This window comes from Kitasatospora sp. cg17-2, from assembly GCF_054031055.1.
Genome location: NZ_CM132923.1, coordinates 2,679,879 through 2,698,372 on the forward strand (window position 1 = coordinate 2,679,879; position 18,494 = coordinate 2,698,372).

17 protein-coding genes are annotated in these 18,494 nt (G+C 73.5%); 4 read left to right on the plus strand and 13 right to left on the minus strand.

What is annotated here, in order from left to right; translation table 11 throughout:
• Positions 1 to 179: 179 nt before the first annotated feature.
• The 9 genes from ACW14Y_RS10670 to infC all read right to left on the minus strand — a co-directional run bounded on the left by ACW14Y_RS10670 (position 180) and on the right by infC (position 9,902).
• Positions 180 to 911 (minus strand): DUF7873 family protein, encoded by a 732-nt coding sequence (locus tag ACW14Y_RS10670; protein WP_380310033.1) that lies wholly within the window; start codon positions 909 to 911, stop codon positions 180 to 182.
• 129 nt (positions 912 to 1,040) lie between these two features.
• Positions 1,041 to 1,880, minus strand: a complete 840-nt coding sequence (locus tag ACW14Y_RS10675; RefSeq protein ID WP_380310031.1) for a chitosanase — start codon at positions 1,878 to 1,880, stop codon at positions 1,041 to 1,043.
• Positions 1,881 to 2,078: 198 nt separating this feature from the next.
• The gene (gene pheT, locus ACW14Y_RS10680) at positions 2,079 to 4,580 is read right to left on the minus strand and encodes a phenylalanine--tRNA ligase subunit beta (RefSeq protein WP_380310029.1); all 2,502 of its coding nucleotides are present in this window, start codon (positions 4,578 to 4,580) and stop codon (positions 2,079 to 2,081) included.
• A complete protein-coding gene (gene pheS, locus ACW14Y_RS10685; protein ID WP_327072894.1) occupies positions 4,580 to 5,701 on the minus strand; it encodes a phenylalanine--tRNA ligase subunit alpha in 1,122 nt (373 codons plus the stop codon). Before pheS ends, pheT begins: the two co-directional genes overlap by 1 nt.
• Positions 5,702 to 5,980: 279 nt before the next feature.
• A complete protein-coding gene (locus ACW14Y_RS10690; RefSeq protein WP_380310027.1) occupies positions 5,981 to 7,084 on the minus strand; it encodes a sensor histidine kinase in 1,104 nt (367 codons plus the stop codon).
• Positions 7,085 to 7,327: 243 nt separating this feature from the next.
• Positions 7,328 to 8,197, minus strand: a complete 870-nt coding sequence (locus tag ACW14Y_RS10695) for a TrmH family RNA methyltransferase (protein WP_266275178.1) — start codon at positions 8,195 to 8,197, stop codon at positions 7,328 to 7,330.
• Between the two features lie 98 nt (positions 8,198 to 8,295).
• Complete coding sequence (rplT, locus tag ACW14Y_RS10700; RefSeq protein ID WP_266275176.1) at positions 8,296 to 8,691, minus strand: 50S ribosomal protein L20; 396 nt, start codon at positions 8,689 to 8,691, stop codon at positions 8,296 to 8,298.
• A gap of 109 nt (positions 8,692 to 8,800) precedes the next feature.
• Entirely contained in the window at positions 8,801 to 8,995 is a 195-nt protein-coding gene (gene rpmI, locus ACW14Y_RS10705; protein ID WP_148647646.1) for a 50S ribosomal protein L35, read from the minus strand.
• Positions 8,996 to 9,134: 139 nt separating this feature from the next.
• Complete coding sequence (gene infC / locus ACW14Y_RS10710) at positions 9,135 to 9,902, minus strand: translation initiation factor IF-3 (protein ID WP_380310045.1); 768 nt, start codon at positions 9,900 to 9,902, stop codon at positions 9,135 to 9,137.
• Positions 9,903 to 10,352: 450 nt separating this feature from the next.
• Between infC and ACW14Y_RS10715 the strand changes: the two genes are divergently transcribed.
• Positions 10,353 to 10,730, plus strand: coding sequence for a DUF1844 domain-containing protein (locus ACW14Y_RS10715; protein WP_380310024.1), 378 nt, complete (start codon positions 10,353 to 10,355; stop codon positions 10,728 to 10,730).
• A 58-nt stretch (positions 10,731 to 10,788) separates the two neighbouring features.
• Here ACW14Y_RS10715 and ACW14Y_RS10720 read toward each other — a convergent pair whose 3' ends face one another.
• Complete coding sequence (locus ACW14Y_RS10720) at positions 10,789 to 11,562, minus strand: SseB family protein (RefSeq protein ID WP_456986609.1); 774 nt, start codon at positions 11,560 to 11,562, stop codon at positions 10,789 to 10,791.
• 137 nt (positions 11,563 to 11,699) lie between these two features.
• Here ACW14Y_RS10720 and ACW14Y_RS10725 point away from each other — a divergent pair, with 137 nt between their 5' ends.
• The 3 genes from ACW14Y_RS10725 (at position 11,700) to ACW14Y_RS10735 (ending at position 14,662) form a co-directional block, all read left to right on the plus strand.
• Positions 11,700 to 12,956 carry an amino acid deaminase/aldolase gene (locus tag ACW14Y_RS10725; protein ID WP_380305362.1) on the plus strand — a complete coding sequence of 419 codons (1,257 nt, stop codon included), beginning with the start codon at positions 11,700 to 11,702 and terminating at the stop codon, positions 12,954 to 12,956.
• Positions 12,957 to 13,044: 88 nt separating this feature from the next.
• On the plus strand, positions 13,045 to 13,467 hold the full coding sequence (locus tag ACW14Y_RS10730; RefSeq protein ID WP_380443259.1) for a hypothetical protein: 423 nt from the start codon (positions 13,045 to 13,047) through the stop codon (positions 13,465 to 13,467).
• Between the two features lie 271 nt (positions 13,468 to 13,738).
• Positions 13,739 to 14,662 carry a lytic polysaccharide monooxygenase auxiliary activity family 9 protein gene (locus ACW14Y_RS10735; protein ID WP_380305358.1) on the plus strand — a complete coding sequence of 308 codons (924 nt, stop codon included), beginning with the start codon at positions 13,739 to 13,741 and terminating at the stop codon, positions 14,660 to 14,662.
• Between the two features lie 182 nt (positions 14,663 to 14,844).
• Here ACW14Y_RS10735 and ACW14Y_RS10740 read toward each other — a convergent pair whose 3' ends face one another.
• The 3 genes from ACW14Y_RS10740 to ACW14Y_RS10750 form a co-directional block, all read right to left on the minus strand.
• Entirely contained in the window at positions 14,845 to 16,056 is a 1,212-nt protein-coding gene (locus ACW14Y_RS10740; RefSeq protein WP_456986610.1) for a DUF2510 domain-containing protein, read from the minus strand.
• 173 nt (positions 16,057 to 16,229) lie between these two features.
• Entirely contained in the window at positions 16,230 to 17,072 is an 843-nt protein-coding gene (locus tag ACW14Y_RS10745) for a 3-oxoacyl-ACP reductase (RefSeq protein WP_380309325.1), read from the minus strand.
• Between the two features lie 9 nt (positions 17,073 to 17,081).
• Complete coding sequence (locus ACW14Y_RS10750; protein WP_380309327.1) at positions 17,082 to 18,485, minus strand: aldehyde dehydrogenase family protein; 1,404 nt, start codon at positions 18,483 to 18,485, stop codon at positions 17,082 to 17,084.
• Positions 18,486 to 18,494 lie beyond the last annotated feature (9 nt).

Sequence of the window (18,494 nt, forward strand, 5' to 3'; positions counted from 1 at the left end):
GCTGAGTCGTGAGCGAGAGTCTGAGTCTTACGGGGCGCCTCTGCCATTTGGGCCACTCCGGCAGGTGGTGCCGGAGGAGGGAATCGAACCCCCACCATTTCCCCGGTATCAGCTTCAACCTCAGTATCAGCTTGCGCTCTTCGCGCCACCCCCGGTCTCACCCGGGGGCGATCATGGGGCTACCCGAACAGGTAGCCGAAGACGGCGTCGCCGACCCTGCGGTCGTCGACCTCGGCGCCGTTGGCCTCCTCGCGGGCGAACTGCACGGCCTGCTGGAGCTTCTCGACCCGCTCGACGAGCTCGTTGACCCGCCGGGCCGGGAGCGCCCCGGAGAACTTGACGGTCGTCCAGTAGCCGATCGCGATGTCCTCGTAGTACACCTCGACCTGGGCCGGGTGCTTCTCGGTCGCCTCGGCCTTGACGTGGTTGCGCGGCACCTTCCTGGTCCGGTTGGTGCGCACCGCCTCGGTCTTCCAGGAGTCCGTGGACGGGTCGTGGCTCCAGGCCTCGGCGGCGTCCAGCACGGGCAGCTTGCGGACGAAGGTCCGCAGGTCGGTGAGCTGCTTCTCCAGGAAGAGCAGGTAGGTGACCGGCGCGTCGGCGACGAGGGTGCGGCCGTCCACCACCACGTCCGCGCGGGCGGTGGTGTTGGCCCAGTCCTTGGTCGCGACCACGTCGAACAGCCTGGTCAGGGTGGTGGCCGTGGCCCGCAGCACGTCCTCGGCCTTGACCTGGACGCGGGTGGACTCCGGCGGGAGCTGCTCGCCCTCCTCGTCCTTGGGCTGGTAGGTACGGGAGATGCCGGCCAGCAGCGGGGGCTTCTGCAAGTCCTGGTGGGACTGCGTCAGCTCCTGGAAGGACTTCGACTTGACGCCCTTTTCGACAGCGATGATCTGGTTCAGCTTTGCCACGTCGGGGACGCTACCAGCGCACGCGTTCGACCGTCACCCGAATTAACGGGCGCCGCGGGTCCGTTCGGGACACGCCCGCGGCGGGAGGCCCGGCCGCCGCCGCGCCTCCCGCCGCCACCCGGCGGTCCGTCAGCTGTTGATCGCGTAGCTGTCCCCGTAGACCTTCCACTTCAGCGGCGGGTTGAGGTCGAAGTTCTTGGCGTTGAGGAACACCGTCTGCTCGGTGTCGACCCGGCTGGTGTCCGAGTGGGCCTCCTCCTTCAGCATCACGGTCTTGCGGGCCGCCAGGAAGGCCTTGAGGTAGGTGGCCTCGTCGCCGCCCTGGGCGGGAGTCTTGGCCTTCTTCATGGCGGCCTTGCGGATGCCGCCGAAGCTGTCCGTGCTGTCGCCGGGGCCGTGCATGACGATCGCGTCGTAGTAGGCGAACTGGCCGAGCGCGCGCAGGCCGTCGGCCTTGGCCTGGTTGACCGCGGGGTTGAAGTAGACCCGGTCGCGCTCGTCGTTCTGGGCCTGCTGGAAGACGCTGTCCTTGGCGGCGGTCGCCCAGTCCTTCTCGAAGGCGGAGCCGAGGCCGGCGTGCGACTCGGTGCCGTTGACCTTGCGCAGCGCCGGGAGGTACTTGGCGAGGATGTTGCCCGGCTTGAGGTCGGTGTAGTGCTCGACCAGGTCGAGCATGTCGCCGGTGCCGGAACAGAAGCCGATGATGCCGGCGGTGTAGCCGCGGCCGTCCTTGATGTCCTCGATGTACTTGTACTGGGACTTCCAGTCGAGCGAGGAGTTCTCGGCGCTGGACACCAGCTGCATGGCGATGTCCTTCTTGTGCGGGTCGTCCAGGCCGACGGCCGCGAGCCGGGTGGCACCGGCGGGGGCCGGGGCGGCGTGGACGGTGCCGGCGGCCGCGACACTGGCCGGGACGGCGACCAGCAGGGCGGCGAGGGCGAGCCGGGCGGTGGGGTGCTTGAGACGCATGGGGCGCTCCGTTTCCCTGGTCCGGGGCATGGGGGTCTCCGGACCCATGAGGAGAGTTAGGAAAGTTTCCTAACTAGATTGAAGCGTTCACGCCCACCACCGCGCAAGGCCCTGGCGCCATCTTTGCTCGCGCGGTCATGCGAAAGGCCCCGACCGGAAGTCCGGTCGGGGCCCTCGTACCGCTGGGCGGACGGGCCGTCAGGCGCCGCGCAGCACCGCGCCGGTGCGGGCGACGGCCTCGGCGACGGCCGCCCCGCGGGCGGCGCTCGCCTCGTCGGCGGTCAGCGTCCGGTCCGCGGCGCGGAACCGCAGCGCGTACGCCAGCGACTTGCGGCCCTCGCCGACCTGCTCGCCGGTGAAGACGTCGAACAGCCGGATCGCCTCCAGCAGCTCGCCGGCCCCGGCCCGCAGCGCGGCCTCGACCTCGGCGGCCGGCACGGCCGCGTCGACGACCAGCGCGACGTCCTGGGTGGCCACCGGGAAGCCGGAGACCGGCGGGCCGTCGACCCGCACGGCGCCGTCGGCGGACAGCAGGTCCAGGTCGAGCTCCATCGCCGAGGTGCGCTCGGGCAGGCCCAGCGCCTTGACGGCGCGCGGGTGCAGCTCACCGGCGTGGCCGACCACCCGGTCGGTGCCCGCCACGACCAGCTCGGCGCAGCGGCCCGGGTGCCAGGGCAGCAGCTGGCCCCGGCGCACGTCCAGCTCGACACCGGCGGCCCGGGCCACCGCGCGGGCGGCCTCGATCGCGTCGGCCCAGCCGGCCGCGGAGCCCTTGCCCCACCAGCCGGACGGCAGCCGCTCGCCGGCCAGCGCCACCGCGACCCGGCGCGGCTGGTGCGGCAGCGCGGCGTCCAGCGCGGCCAGCTCCTCGGCGCTGGGACGGCGGTCGACGGCCGGGCGCGGGGCGACCGACAGCTCGTCCTTCGGCAGGAACACCGTCCCCGTCTCGAAGATCGCCAGATCGGTGTTGCCGCGGCCGACGTTGCGGCGCAGCGCCCCGAGCAGGCCCGGCAGCAGCGTGGTGCGCAGCCCCGGCTCCTCGTCGTTGAGCGGGTTGACCAGCGTCACCGTCCGGCGGCGGCGGTCGTCCGGCTCCAGGCCGAGCGCGTCGAAGGACGCCTCACCGACGAACGGGTAGTTGTTGACCTCGACGAAACCGGCGCCGGCCAGTGCCACGCCCACCCGGCGGTGGGTCCGCTGGGCCTCGGTCAGACCCTTGCCCGGCGGGACGGTGGGCATCCGGGCGGGGACGTTGTCGTACCCCTCCAGCCGGATGACCTCCTCCGCGAGGTCGTACGGGTCGGTGAGGTCGGGGCGCCAGGTCGGCGGGGTGACCTCCAGGACGTCGGCGCCGGAGACCGAGCAGCCGATCTCCTGGAGCCGCCGGGTGACGGTCTCGCGGCCGTAGACGGTGCCGGCGACCCGGTCGGGCAGGTCGGCGGCGATGGTGATGGTGCGCACCGGGTGCGGGGCGGCGATGTCGGTGACACCGGCCTCGGCGGTGCCGCCGGCGATCAGCACCAGCAGGTCGACGGCGCGCTGCGCGGCGGCGCGGGCGGCCTCCGGGTCGACGCCGCGCTCGAAGCGCTTGGACGCCTCGGAGGGCAGCTTGTGCCGCTTGGCGCCGCGGGCGATGGCGACCGGGTCGAAGTGCGCCGCCTCGATGATCACCTCGGTGGTGCCCGGGCCGGCGGCCGGGTCGAGGATCTCGGTGGAGGCGCCGCCCATGACGCCGGCCAGGCCGATCGGGCCGCTGTTGTCGCAGATCAGCAGGTCCTCGGCGGACAGCGTGCGCTTGACGCCGTCGAGGGTGGTCAGGCTCTCGCCCGGCTCGGCCCGGCGGACCGTGATCGGACCGTCCACGCGCTGCTTGTCGTAGGCGTGCAGCGGCTGGCCCACCTCCAGCATCACGTAGTTGGTGATGTCGACGGCGAGCGAGATCGGGCGGATGCCCGCCTTCTGCAGCCGGCGCTGGAGCCAGATCGGGGACTTGGCGGCCGGGTCGATGCCGACCACGGTGCGGGCCACGAAGCGGTCGCAGCCGGCCGGGTCGTTGACCTTCACCAGGTAGCCGAAGGAGTTGGCCGGCGGCACGTCGAGCAGCGCCGGGTCGGCCAGCGGCAGCCCGTACGCGGCGGCGGCCTCGCGGGCGACGCCGCGCATGGACAGGCAGTAGCCGCGGTCCGGGGTGACGGCGATGTCGAGCACGTCGTCGACCAGCTGGAGCAGCTCGATCGCGTCGGTGCCGGGCTCGTACTCCGGCGGCAGCACGATGATGCCGTCGTGGTCGTCGCCCATGCCCAGCTCGCGGGCGGAGCAGATCATGCCGGCCGAGGTGTGGCCGTAGGTCTTGCGGGCGGCGATCGGGAACGGGCCGGGCAGCACGGCGCCCGGGAGCACGACCACGACCTTGTCGCCGACGGCGAAGTTGGTGGCGCCGCAGACGATCTCCTGCGGGTCGCCGGTGCCGTTGGCCGCGCCGACGTTGACCCAGCAGTGCCGGATCGGCTTCTTGAAGCCGGACAGCTCCTCGATGGAGAGCACCTCGCCGACCACCAGCGGGCCCTTGAGGTCGCCGCCGAGCTGCTCGACGGTCTCGACCTCCAGGCCGGCCCGGACCAGGCGCTCGGCCACGTCGCGGCCGGTCTCGCCGGCCGGCAGGTCGACGTACTCGCGCAGCCAGGAAAGCGGGACGCGCATCAGATCTCCATCCCGAACGGGAGGGTGAAGCGCACGTCACCCTCGACCATGTCGCGCATGTCGGCGACGTTGTGACGGTTCATCAGGATTCGCTCCAGGCCCAGGCCGAACGCGAAGCCGCTGTAGCGGTCGGGGTCGACACCGCAGGCGACCAGCACCCGCGGGTTGACGACGCCGCAGCCGCCGAGCTCGATCCAGCCCTCGGAGCCGCAGGTGCGGCAGGGCCGGTCCGGGTTGCCGACCGACTCGCCGCGGCACACGAAGCACTGCAGGTCGATCTCGGCGCTCGGCTCGGTGAACGGGAAGTACGAGGGCCGCCAGCGCAGCTCCAGGCCGTCGCCGATCAGGGTCGAGACCAGCTGCTCGATGGTGCCCTTGAGGTCGGCGAAGGTGATGCCCTCGTCCACCGCCAGGCCCTCGACCTGCCGGAAGACCGGGGTGTGGGTGGCGTCCAGCTCGTCGGTGCGGTAGACCCGGCCGGGGCAGACCACGTAGACGGGGGGCTCGCGGTCGAGCAGGGTGCGGGCCTGGACCGGGGAGGTCTGGGTGCGCAGCACCACGCCGGAGTCGGCGGAGCCGTCCGGGGCCCGGACGAAGAAGGTGTCCTGCATGGAGCGGGCCGGGTGGTCCGGGCCCAGGTTGAGGGCGTCGAAGTTCAGCCACTCCGCCTCGACCTCGGGGCCCTCGGCGACCTGGTAGCCCATCGCGACGAAGGTGTCCTCGATGCGCTCGGCCAGCGTGGTCAGCGGGTGGCGGGCGCCGCGCGGGGTGCGGTCGTAGGGCAGGGTGACGTCCACCGCCTCCTCGACCAGCACCCGGGCGTCACGCTCGGCCTCCAGTTCGCCCTGCCGCTTGGCGAGGGCCTGGTTGACGGCGCCCCGGGCCTGGCCGATCAGCTTGCCGGCGGCGGCCTTGGCGTGCGGGGGCAGGGCGCCGATCTCGCGGTTGGCGAGGGAGAGCGCGGAACGGTCGCCGGTGTGGGCGACCTTGGCCTGCTTCAGCTCGTCGAGGCTGGTGGCGGCGGCGAACGCGGCGACTGCCTCGTCCCGGGCCGCCTCCACCACCTCGGGCTTGAGGGCCTCGACCTCGACCGGGTCGTACGACTTGTTGGGTGCCGACATCTCTATCTTCCCGTGCTCCTGCTCGTCCGTGCTCAGGTAAGGGGGCTCGTGCGCCCTCCGTGCCCGCCGACGGGCAGGAGGGGTCCACCGCGTCACGCCCGGCGTGGCCGGGGCACGGGCAGCCGGTCTCCGAACGGGGGAGGCGGGATGTCCGCGGCACGGCCGCGCAGGGCGTTCCACAACGCCAAAGGTCGAGTGTAGTCGCAGCGCGTAGCGCGACCGCCGTCAAGCCCGCCCGTGGACCGACCGCGCCCTGCGGGGCAGGGCGCCGGTGCTCGTTCAGAGCATGAAGTCGGGGATCCCGGCGGGCAGGACGAATCGGAACCGGGCGCCGCCGCCGGGCGCGCGGTCCACCCGGATCGAGCCGCCGTGGGCCTCGACGATGCCCTTGACGATGTAGAGGCCGAGGCCGGTGCCGCCGCGCCTGGAGCCGCGCCAGAAGCGGGTGAAGACGCGTGGGACCGCCTCTTCGGGGATACCGCTTCCTTCGTCGCTCACGGTGACCGCTGTGCCTTCCACGATGCGGGGCGGGGTGCCGGGGCGCTCCCAGACGGGGGCCTCGACGACCTCCTTGGCCGGTGCCACCTCGATGGTGACAGTCCCCTCGCCGTGGCGCACCGCATTTTCCAGCAGGTTGGCGAGCACCTGGTCGACCTTGTCCGGGTCCGCCCACAGCACCGTCAGCGGCTCGCCGATCCGGATGTCGAAGCGGTCCTCGGGGATGCCGGTGGCGACCTTGCGGTCGACGTGCCGGCGGACGGCGGCGGCCAGGTCGACCACCTGCTTGCGCAGCTCCAGCCGGCCCGCGTCGATCCGGGAGATGTCCAGCAGCTCGGCGATCAGCCGGGTGACCCGGTCGGCGTCGGCGTCCACGGTCTCCAGCATCAGCCGCTTCTGCCCGTCGGTGAACCGCTCCCACTTGGCCAGCAGGGTCGCCGTGAAGCCCTTGACACTGGTGAGCGGCGACCGCAGCTCGTGCGCGACGGTGGCGATCAGCTCGGCGTGGCTGCGCTCGGTGCGGCGGCGGGCCTCGGTGCCGCGCAGGGCGATCACCAGCTTCTCCACCGGCCCCTTGGGGCGGGCCCGCACGTAGCGGGCGGAGACCAGCACCTCGCGGCCGCCGGGCAGCAGCAGATTGCGCTCCGGCTGGCTGGTGCGGACGGCGAGGCCGCCGTACGGGTCGGTCAGCTGCCACCAGCGGCGGCCGTCGAGGTCCTCCAGCGGGAGGACGTCCTCCAGTCCGCTGCCGAGGGCGGCCCCGGGGTGGACGCCGGTCAGCCGGGCGGCGGCGCGGTTGAAGCAGACCACCCGGCCCAACGCGTCGGCGACCACCAGGCCGTCCGGCAGGTCGTCCGGGTCGAGCTCTGGCCCGCTGCCGACCATGGGTGTCCTCCCCGATTACCCACCGTGTCTTTCCCCCCACCGAGGCAGACCCTAGCGCCTCCCGGCCTCGGGTAATAGGGCCCACGACGAGTTCCCGGCGCGCCCGGGCGGCCCCGTTCCCGGGCCGTCACCGGGGGACCGGCCCCGGGGCGGCCGGGCGGGGCGCGGTGCCCGGCCGGGCGGCGAGGACCGCCGGCGGCCGGACGCGAGGCGGACGGGGCCGGACGGGGGCGGACGGGGCCGCTAGCGGACGGCCGCGCGGCAGCCGCCGGGCGAGCGCTGGGCGCGGGCCGAGGCGTACAGGCAGACCGCGGCGGCGGTGGCCAGGTTGAGGCTCTCGGCGTGCCCGTGGATCGGGACGCGCACGACCTCGTCGGTGAGCGCGCGGGTCTCCTCCGGGAGCCCCCACGCCTCGTTGCCGAACACCCATGCGCCGGGCGCGCCCAGAGTGCCCTCGTCGAGCTCCCGGTCGAGGTCGCGCTCCCCCGCGCCGTCGGCGGCCAGCACCCGCACGCCGGCCTCGCGCAGCCGGCCGATCGCCTCCTCGACCGGCACGCCGACGGCGACCGGGAGGTGGAACAGGCTGCCGACCGAGGCCCGGACGGCCTTCGGGTTGTAGAGGTCCACGGAGGCGTCGGTGAGCACCACGGCGTCGGCCCCGGCCGCGTCGGCGGTGCGCAGCACGGTGCCGGCGTTCCCGGGGTCGCGGACGTGGGCGAGCACGGCGACCAGCTTCGGCCGGGCGGCCAGCACCTCGGCGAACGGGGTGTCGATGAAGCGGCAGAGGGCGACGATGCCCTGCGGGGTCACGGTGTCGCAGATCCCGGCGATCACCTCGTCCGTGGCGGTGAGCACCGGCAGCCCCTCGGCCAGCGCGGCCTCGACGATCCCGGCGTGCCGTTCGGCGGCCTCGACCGTGGCGTACACCTCGACGACGGCGTGCTCGCCCGAACCCGGCAGCCGCCCGAACGCGACGGCCTCGCGCACGGCCTGCGGGCCCTCGACGAGGAAGCGGCGCTCCTTGCCGCGCTGGCTGCGCTTGGCGAGCCTCCGGGCGGCGATGACGCGCGGCGAGCGCAGGGAGGTGAGCAGGGGCGTGTCGGTGCTCGGCATGGTCTCGTCTCTGTACTGGCGTCTGTGCGGTAACGCAAAACCGGACCCGCAGGATCGAGCCTGCGGGTCCGGTCAGCTCAACACAACTGATCCGAGGATCAGGCGGCGTCGGCGGCGGCCTTCGGGGCGTTGACGTCGGCCGGCAGCGCCTTCTGGGCGACCTCGACGAGCACGGCGAACGCGCCCGGGTCGTTGACGGCCAGGTCGGCCAGCATCTTGCGGTCGATCTCGACGCTGGCGGCCTTCAGGCCCTGCACGAAGCGGTTGTAGGTGATGCCGTTGGCACGGGCCGCAGCGTTGATGCGCTGGATCCACAGCTGACGGAAGTCGCCCTTGCGCTTCTTGCGGTCGTTGAAGTTGTAGACCAGCGAGTGGGTGACCTGCTCCTTGGCCTTGCGGTACAGGCGCGAGCGCTGGCCGCGGTAGCCGCTGGCGCGCTCCAGGATGACCCGGCGCTTCTTGTGGGCGTTCACTGCCCGCTTGACGCGTGCCACTTGATTACTCCTTGGGTTGGACCACGGACTACTTCACGTGGTCCGTCATTCGAATGGGTCGGGAAGGATCAGCTGCCCCGCACACGGCTGGCGCCGGGCGGGAGGGCGATCACTTGCCGAGAAGCTTCTTGATCTTCTTGGCGTCGGCGGGGGCGAGCACGACCGTCCCGGCCAGCTTGCGGGTCAGCGTGGAGGGCTTGTGCTCCAGGAGGTGGCGGCGGCCGGCGCGCTCGCGCAGCACCTTGCCAGAGCCACTGATCTTGAAGCGCTTGCTGGCGCCACTGTGCGTCTTCTGCTTCGGCATGTCGCCGTTTCTCCTCGTCGGTCCGTCCACGCCCGCGCGGTGTGCGCCGCGCGGGCGTGAAGGATGGATCTGCGGTGACCGGGCGGGACGCCCCGTCACCCTGGTGGCCGGTCTCCCGGGCCGCTCTGACCGGGGAAGGTCAGGCGCCCTGGGAGGCCTCGGCCGGCTGCTCGACCGGAGCGGCGGCCTCGGGGGCCTCCGTCTCGGCGGCGGCGTCCTGGGCCTCGGCGACGTCCTCGGCGAGGTCCTCCGCGACGTCCTCGGACTCCAGGACGTCGTCCTGGTCCTCGAGGAGCTCCTCGGAGTCCGCGGCGGCGTCGGAACCGGGGGTCCGGCCCTGACGCTCGGCCTTGCGGGCGTCAGCGATGGCGCGGGCCTCGGCCATCGCCTCGGTCTTCTTCTTGTGCGGGCCGAGGACCATGATCATGTTGCGGCCGTCCTGCTTCGGCGACGACTCGATGAAGCCCAGGTCCTGGACGTCGTCGGCGAGCCGCTGGAGCAGACGGAAGCCCAGCTCGGGGCGGGACTGCTCACGACCACGGAACATGATCGTGATCTTGACCTTGTCGCCCTGCTTGAGGAACCGAACGACGTGACCCTTCTTGGTGTCATAGTCGTGCGGATCGATCTTCGGCCGGAGCTTCATCTCCTTGATGACCGTGTGCGCCTGGTTCTTGCGCGCCTCACGGGCCTTCATGGCCGACTCGTACTTGAACTTGCCGTAGTCCATGAGCTTGCACACCGGCGGCCGGGCGGTCGCCGCGACCTCGACCAGGTCGAGGTCGTACTCCTGCGCGAGCTCCAGCGCCTTGGCAAGCGGCACGATGCCGACCTGCTCGCCGCTGGGACCGACGAGTCGCACCTCGGGGACGCGAATCCGGTCGTTGATGCGGGGCTCGGTGCTGATGGGGCCTCCTCGGTTGCACCTTCTGCGATGCGGCCGTCGGACGGCGGTCGCACGTAGTGGACTCGACCACTGGGCGGGGCTTCATTCGTGCTGCGCTGTGGATCCCTGCGCCCACACCGCGACACGAAAAAAGCCCCGCTCGGTACAAGCGGGGCTCCACACAACCGGGGGCGGCACCCGGTGAGGGGTGCTGCGGCGACTGTCGGCGCTGGGCGCCCGTCGCGGACCGGACCCGTCGACCGCGAGGCCGCTCGGGTGGGAGACTTTCGCGGTTGCCCTCTCGGGCCTCCTGGGTGGAGCCTCCTCTTGCTGGCCGGGCTTCCCTGGGGAGGCCTGGCCGGTCAGTCTCGAAGCATACAGCCCCGGGGGATCGAACGCCATTCCGCCCCCGCCCGGCCCGGCTTGTACGCTCCCTCTGTACGGACACCGGCACGACGGAACGAGCCCCCCTTGAGCAGCGAGCCCATCCAGAACCCCGCCGCGGACGACGAGGCGATCGGCTTCGACGACCTCACCCGGGACATCGCCGAGGTCCCGGCCGTCGAGGTGATCACCACCGTCGCGGTGCACCTGATGAGCGCCGCCGCCGTCAAGTGCGGACTCGCCGAGGGCGGCGAGAAGGACAAGGACCTCGACGAGGCCCGCAAGCTCATCACCGCGCTGGCCGGGCTGGTCACCGCCGGCGCCCCGGAGATCAGCAACTTCCACGCGGCGCCGCTGCGGGACGGCCTGCGCTCGCTGCAGCTGGCCTTCCGTGAGGCCTCGATCGTCCCGGACGCCCCGGGCTCGGGCCCGGGCGAGAAGTTCACCGGGCCGGTCTACTCCTGAGACGCGCCCACGACGGCGGGGAGCATCGTCACGTGACGATGCTCCCCGCCGTCCGTCGTCAGCGCCGGTAGAGCGGTTCGCCGGGCAGCCTCGCGCCGGCCGGGAGGACCGCCAGGTCCAGCCCCAGGTCCAGCCGGACCCGCAGCACCGGGTCGGTGGCCACCGCCCGGCCCACCCGCTGCGCGGCCTCCTGCATCCCGGTCCGGTCCAGCTCCGGGTCCAGGACCACCGCGAGCACGCCGTCCGAGTCCTCGGCCGCCGCCAGCACCCCGGCGACCACCTGCGGCTCCGCGGCCAGCAGTGCCCGCACCGCCTCCCGCACCTCGGGGTCGGCGGTCGGCGCCAGGTACGGCCGGTTCTCCGCCAGGGCGCGCAGCCGGGCCCCGGACAGCAGGAACGGCACCGGCCCGGCCGGGTCCAGCAGCAGGGTGTCCGCGCGCTCGGAGAAGGCGACCATGGCGGCCTGCGGCGCGGCCACCGGCGCCGGGCGGGCGTCGGCCCGCCAGCGCGCCAGCGACTCCAGGGAGGTGAAGGCCGGCAGGGCGCGCCGGCCGTCGGCGGCCTCGACCAGCGGGACGGCCATGTCGCTGCTCTTGTCGTGCTTGTGCCCGTGCTCGTCCACCTCGACCTCGCCGAGGATCGCCACGATCGGCACCATCAGCCGGGTGGGCGTCAGCGCCGCCAGCACCTGCGGCTCGGCGGCGGGGTCCTGCGTCCAGCGGTTGAGCGCGGCGGTCAGCGCCGGGTCCGCGGTGCCGTCGTCGCCGGAGAAGCCGGGGTCGGGGATGCTCTTGCCGACGAAGGCCGGGTTCGGGAAGTCGTTGCGGTCCACCCGCCGACCCTATGCCACCGTGCGGCCGCCCCGCGCGGACCGAAGGTCCCGTCCGGAGCCCCCGTTCGGGGCACCCGCCCGAAGGTCCCCCGTCCAACCCCTACCGGCGGGTAGCGCGGGTGTGGCACGCTGCGCCCATGGCCACGCCCGAAGCCGCTGCCCGCACCGCGTCCGCCCGCCCGACCGGCGCACCGCCGGCGCCCTCCCCGGCCGCCGACCGCGCCCGGTACGACCGGGCCACCGCCCATCTGGACGGCCCGGTGGCCGTCGTCGACCTGGCGGCCTTCGACGCCAACGCGGCCGACCTGGTGCGCCGGGCCGGCGGCAAGCCGGTCCGGGTGGCCAGCAAGTCGGTGCGCTGCCGCGCCCTGCTGGAGCGGGTCCTGGCCGTGGAGGGCTTCGCCGGGGTGATGGGCTTCACCCTCGCCGAGTCGCTCTGGCTGGCCCGCACCGGCCTGCGCGACATCCTGCTCGCCTACCCCTCCAGCGACCGCGCCGGCTTCGCCGAGCTGACCGCCGACCCGGAGCTGGCCGCCGCCGTCACCGTGGTCATGGACGACCCGGCCCAGCTGGACCTGGTCGACGCGGCCCGGGCCGGCTCCGCCGAGGTGCGGGTCTGCCTCGAACTGGACACCGCGCTGCACCTGCTCGGCGGCCGGGTCCGGGTCGGCGCCCGCCGCTCGCCGCTGCGCACCCCCGAGGACGTGGCCGCCTTCGCCGAGCTGGTGCAGCGCCGCCGGGGCTTCCGGGTGGTCGGGCTGATGGCCTACGAGGGGCACGTCGCCGGCGTGGGCGACGCGGTGCCCGGGCGGCCCGTGCGCTCCGGACTGATCCGGCTGATGCAGGCCCGGGCCCGGACCGAGCTGGCCGAGCGGCGGGCCGCGACGGTCCGGCTGGTGCGCCGGGTGGCCGAGCTGGAGTTCGTCAACGGCGGCGGGACCGGCAGCGTCGAGTCGACGGTGGCCGAGCGCGCGGTGACCGAGGTGGCGGCCGGCTCCGGGCTGTACCAGCCGCGACTGTTCGACAACTACCGGTCGTTCCGGGGCCGGCCGGCCGCCCTGTTCGGCCAGCCGGTGGTCCGTCGGCCCGGGCTCGGCGTGGTGACGGTGCTGGGCGGCGGCTACCCGGCGTCCGGCGCGGCCGGCCCGGACCGCTCCCCCGTGCCGTACCTGCCGACCGGGCTGCGCTACGACCCGATGGAGGGGGCCGGCGAGGTGCAGACGCCGCTGCTCGGCGCCGCCGCGGACGATCTGCTGATCGGCGACCGGGTCTGGTTCCGGCACGCCAAGGCGGGGGAACTCTGCGAGCGCTTCCCGGAGTTGCACCTGGTGGAGGGCGACCGGGTGGTGCGCACCGTGCCGACCTACCGGGGCGAGGGGCACACCTTCCTCTGAGCCGGGTGGCGGCCCGCGCCGTTCCGTCCCCTCCGGACCGCGGTTCCACTACCGTGGGACGCGGATCGCACCGACGGAGGGGGAGGCCGTGGAGGCCGAGATCGCGCAGCTGGTGACGACGGGGGCCACGACGGTGGTCGGGCTGATGGCCACCGAGGCGTGGGCGCAGGCCCGTTCGCGTCTGGCCGCGCTCTTCGGGCGGGGCCGGAACGCCGAGGAGGTGTCGGCCGAGCTGGAGGAGATCCGGGTCGAGGTGGTCCGGGCGGACGGCGACGCCGAGCTGGTCGGCGACCAGGCGGCCGAGCTGCGCAACCGGCTCCGGCGGCTGCTGCGCGAGGACCCGCGGGCGGCGGAGGAGCTGGAGTCCCTGCTGCGGGAGTTCGCGCCGCGGGCGCAGCAGCCCGGGACCACCGTGCACAACGAGATCAGCCACGGGACGATCCACGGATCCGTGGTCCAGGCGGGCACCATCACCAACAACAACCAGTTCCGGCCGACCGCGAAGGACTGACTCCTCCCGGCCACCGGACCCCGGAACCTTGGCCGGACCTTAAGAAGGCCCGATGGGATGCCTAACTACGGCGCCCCGTCGGGCCTTTGCGCTGTTCGGCGGGCTACATTCCGTCAAAAAGTGGCCCACAGCGGGCTATTGCCAGCTGGTCTAGTCCAATCATACGCTCAGCCCAGGGACCGGACCGCCGGGTCGACCGGCCCCTCGGGCAGACGTGCCCGGCACTCCCCCACAACCTCGGCCCGGTACACGGTCAAGGAGTCCCCACCCCATGTCCATGAAGCGCACTGCCCTGTCCGTCGGCGTCATCGGCGCCGCGTTCCTCTCCGTCTCGGCGGCCGGCATCGGCACGGCCGGCGCCCACGGCACCGTGACCAACCCGGTCAGCCGGGTCGCGGCCTGCTACGCCGAGGGTCCGGAGACCCCCAAGTCGCAGATCTGCAAGGACCTCGTCGCGCTGAGCGGCACCCAGCCGCTGTACGACTGGAACGAGGTCAACCTCGCCAACGCCGCCGGCAACCACCAGGCGCTGATCCCGGACGGCAAGCTCTGCTCCGCCGGCCGCGACAAGTACAAGGCCCTGGACCTGCCGCGCGCCGACTGGCCGGCCACCGCGGTCACCGCCGGAAAGATCGACTTCAAGTTCCGGGTCACCGCCCCGCACCAGGGCAACCAGACCATCTACATCACCAAGCAGAGCTGGAACCCGACCCAGCCGCTGAAGTGGTCCGACCTCGACCCGGTGACGGTCGCCCAGGTGCCGACCCAGCGCACCTCGGACAACGGCTACTACAACTACAGCGGCACCCTGCCGCAGCGCACCGGCCGTCAGCTGCTCTACATGGTGTGGCAGCGCACCGACAGCCCGGAGGCGTTCTACAGCTGCTCGGACGTCGACTTCGGCAAGGGCACCTCGCTCACCGAGGCGGTCTCCGCGCTCACCGCCCAGGCCCCGGCCGCGCCCAGCGAGGCGCAGATCGCCGCCGGCCAGTCCAAGTCCACCGTGGCCCACCACGGACACGGCGGCAACGCCGAGGAGCCGGCCGGCAAGGTCGTCGCGGCCGACAGCGCCGCGGTCGGCGGCGGTTCGGCCACCGGGCCGATGCTGCTCACCGGCGCTGCCGCGATCGGCCTCGGCTGGGCCGCCATGGTGCTCCGGCGCCGTCGGGTCGAGGCTGTTCGACACGACGGCTGACCGCCGGAAGCCGGGGCGGCGCCGTGCCCGAACCCCCGTTCGGCGCCTGCCCCGGCCGATCCACCCGTTGCGGTACGGCGGCGGCCCGCCCGGAACGTTCCGGGCGGGCCGCCGCCGTGCGTGAGCCAATCGTGCGGGCCGCGCCCCGGGGCCCGTGTCGGGGCCCGGGGCGACTGCCGCGATCAGGTGTTGGAAGTGCCGGTACCGCCGCCGTCCTGGCCGCCGGGAAAGCCCGGGATCGCGGGCAGCTTGCCGCTGTAGTCGGTGATGCCCTTGAGGATGGTGTCCATCGCCGCGACGTCCGGCGCCTTGTCGGCGATGTCGAAGCCGAAGTGCACCGAGACCAGCGACTTGCCGTCGGCGGACGGGAAGACCACCGTCTGCACATAGCCGTCGTTGCCCTTGGCGGCGTCCACCTTCCAGCGGACCAGGTAGCCGTCCCGGCCGTCGACCTTGACCGCCTCGGACTTGAGCTCCTGGTGCGAGAGGACCTCGTTGTAGGAGTCCTTCACCGCCTTGTCGATGTCGGCCTTGGCCGCCGCCTGGACGTCGGTGCCGGCGCCGTCGATCCGGCCGGTGTTGGCACCGCCCAGCGAGCAGCTGCCGCCGCCCTCGCAGTCGTAGGAGCCGATGGTCATCAGGGCGAAGCCGTCCCGGGTGGTGCCGCCCTCCCAGCCCGAGGGGATGGACAGGACCAGCCGGTTCACCGCGTCGATGGCCTGGGTGCTGTTGGCGCCGTTGCCCCGGCCGCCGTTGCCGTTCCCGTTGCCCTGGCCGCCATTACCCTGACCGCCGTTGCCCTGGCCACCGTTGCCGTTGCCCCGGCCGCCGTTGCCGTTGCCCTGGCCGCCGTTGTTGCCGCCGTTGTTGTTACCGCCGTTGCCGCCCGGGTCGCCGAAGTCCGGCAGACCGCGCCACGGGCCGCCGTTGCCGTTGCCGTTCCCATTGCCGTTTCCATTGCCGCCGGGCGGAACCGCCGGGCGCGCGCTGTGGTGCCGGTCGCCGTGGTCGTCCATCGCCAGATAGGTGATGCCCGAGCCGACGCCCAGGCCCAGCACGGCCGCCACGGTGGCCGCGATCACGAGCTTGGACGGCTTGCGCCGCCGCTTCGGCGGTGGGGGCGGCGGCGAACCGTAGGCGGTGCCGAAGGGCGGCGGCTCCGGGTAGCGGACCGACGGTCCGCCCTCCAGCACCTCCCCCTCCAGCACTCGGGTCTCGGCGGTCTCCTCCGGCCCCGGAGCGTCGGCCGCCGGGGCCTCCGGCGGCGGCGCGTCCGAGGGTGCGGGCCGGGTGCTGGCCGTCCAGCCCTTGCCGTCCCACCAGCGCTGGGGTCGCGGGTCGCTGGTGATGTCCTTCGGGTCCGGGTACCACCCGGCGGGGATCTGCTCACTCACGACAGAGAATCTAAAGGCAGCCGGATAAGCGCGAAATCAGCTGGACCCCGAATTCCGGCCCTTTTCGATGAGATTACGGTGAGAAGGCGGGAGCGACCCCTCCGGAGGCCCGGAACGTGTCTTTCCGATCACACCCCGGGGCACTCCCGGGGCACTCCCGGGCAACCGACGGGTCACGCCCCGGAGCCGTGGAGCGGCGTGACGTAGGCGCCGGAGATCCCGCCGTCCACCAGGAACTCGCCGGCCGTCATGAACGAGGAATCGTCGCTGGCGAGGAAGGCGACCGCGGCCGCGATCTCCTCCGGCCGGGCGAAGCGGCCGAGCGGGATGTGCACCAGCCGGCGGGCCGCCCGCTCCGGGTCCGCGGCGAACAGCTCGCGCAGCAGCGGGGTGTCCACCGGCCCCGGGGAGAGCGCGTTCACGCGGATGCCCTCCCGGGCGAACTGCACGCCCAGCTCGCGCGACATCGCCAGCACCCCGCCCTTGGACGCGGTGTACGAGATCTGCGAGGTCGCCGCGCCCATGCGGGCCACGAAGCTCGCGGTGTTGATGATCGAACCCCGCCCGTGCCGGCGCATGTACGGCAGCACGGCCCGGCAGCACAGGTAGACCGAGGTCAGGTTGACCTCCTGGACCCGGCGCCAGGCGTCCAGCCCGGTGGTGAGGATCGAGTCGTCCTCCGGCGGCGAGATGCCGGCGTTGTTGAAGGCGACGTCCACGCTGCCGAAGGTCTCGTAGGCCTCGTCGAAGAGCGCCTCGACCATCGCCGGGTCGGTCACGTCGGTGTGCACGAACAGGCCGCCGACCGCCTCGGCGGCCAGCTTGCCCGCGGTCTCGTCGATGTCGGCGCAGACCACCCGGGCGCCCTCGGCGGCGAGCCGGCGGGCCGAGGCCAGGCCGATCCCGCTGCCCGCACCGGTGATCACGGCCGTGCGCCCGACCAGCCGGCGGCAGACCGGCCCGTCGGCCTCCCGGGACTCGTGGGGGTGCTGGGGCCGGGGGTCGTTCCGGGTCACTGGCGGCTCCTACGTGTCGGTGCGGATGTAGACGTTCTTGGTCTCGGTGAAGTGCGCCAGCGCCTCCGGCCCCAGCTCGCGGCCGACCCCGGACTCCCCGAAGCCGCCGAACGGCGTCCAGTAGCGCACCGAGGAGTGCGAGTTGACCGAGAGGTTCCCGGCCGCGACCCCGCGGGCCAGCCGCAGCGCCCGGCCCAGGTCGCGGGTCCAGATCGAGCCGGACAGGCCGTACCGGGTGGCGTTGGCCAGCCGCAGCGCGTCCGCCTCGTCCTCGAACGGGAGCACCACCGCGACCGGGCCGAAGATCTCCTCGGTGACCGCCGGGACGTCCGGCCGGGTCGGCGCCAGTACCGTCGGCGGGTACCAGAAACCGGGCCCGTCCGGGACCGCGCCGCGGGCCAGCACCGGCAGGTCGGGCGTCACGTACGAGGCGACCCGACGCACCTGCGCGGCCGAGATCAGCGGGCCGATCGTGGTCAGCGGATCGGCCGGGTCGCCGGTGCGGACCGCCTCGACGGCCGGCAGCAGCAGGGCCAGGAAGTCGTCGAGGACCTCCCGCTGGACCAGGATCCGGCTGCGGGCGCAGCAGTCCTGGCCACTGTTGTCGAGGAAGGACATCGGGTCGGCGGCGCCCGCGAGATCGGCGTCGGCGAAGACGATGTTGGGGCTCTTGCCGCCCAGTTCGAGGGTCACCCGCTTGGCCCGGGCCGCGCAGCGGGCGGCGACCTCCTTGCCGACCAGGGTGGAGCCGGTGAAGACGATCTTCCGGACCTCCGGGTGGTCCACCAGTGCCCGGCCGGTCACCGGCCCGGAGCCCGGCACCACCTGGAACAGGCCCTCGGGCAGCCCGGCGGCGAGGGCGAGCTCGGCCAGCCGCAGGGCGGTGAGCGGGGTCGCCTCGGCGGGCTTGAGCAGGACGGCGTTGCCGGCCGCGAGGGCGGGTGCGAAGCCCCAGGCGGCGATCGGCATCGGGAAGTTCCACGGCGCGATCACCCCGACCACGCCGACCGGTTCGCGGAAGGTGACGTCCAGCCCGCCGGCCACCGGGATCTGCCGCCCGGTCAGCCGCTCCACTCCCCCGGCCGCGTACTCCAGCAGGTCGCGGACGTTGCCGGCCTCCCAGGTGGCGTTGCCGATGGTGTGGCCGGCCTCGGTGACCTCCAGGGCGGCGAGTTCGGGGACGTGCACGTCCACCTGGTCGGCGAAGCGCCGCAGCAGCCGGGCCCGTTCGCCGGGCGCCAGGGCGGCCCAGCCGCGCTGGGCCGCGACGGCGCGCCGCACGACGGCGTCGAGCTGCCCGGGCGTGGTGTCGGGCAGGGTGGCGAGGACCTCGCCGGTGGCGGGGTTGCGGACGGTGCAGGCGGGGGGCGCCGTCTCGGCGAGGGCGGCGGTGGTCGTGTCGATGGTGCTCACATCCGCTCG

Coding starts and splice junctions, on each gene's coding strand:
- ACW14Y_RS10675 (WP_380310031.1), bottom strand. CDS start 1,880: ATGCGTCTCAAGCACCCCACCGCCCGGCTCGCCCTCGCCGCCCTGCTG.
- pheT (WP_380310029.1), bottom strand. CDS start 4,580: ATGCGCGTCCCGCTTTCCTGGCTGCGCGAGTACGTCGACCTGCCGGCC.
- pheS (WP_327072894.1), bottom strand. CDS start 5,701: ATGTCGGCACCCAACAAGTCGTACGACCCGGTCGAGGTCGAGGCCCTC.
- ACW14Y_RS10690 (WP_380310027.1), bottom strand. CDS start 7,084: ATGGTCGGCAGCGGGCCAGAGCTCGACCCGGACGACCTGCCGGACGGC.
- ACW14Y_RS10695 (WP_266275178.1), bottom strand. CDS start 8,197: ATGCCGAGCACCGACACGCCCCTGCTCACCTCCCTGCGCTCGCCGCGC.
- rpmI (WP_148647646.1), bottom strand. CDS start 8,995: ATGCCGAAGCAGAAGACGCACAGTGGCGCCAGCAAGCGCTTCAAGATC.
- ACW14Y_RS10725 (WP_380305362.1), top strand. CDS start 11,700: ATGGCCACGCCCGAAGCCGCTGCCCGCACCGCGTCCGCCCGCCCGACC.
- ACW14Y_RS10735 (WP_380305358.1), top strand. CDS start 13,739: ATGTCCATGAAGCGCACTGCCCTGTCCGTCGGCGTCATCGGCGCCGCG.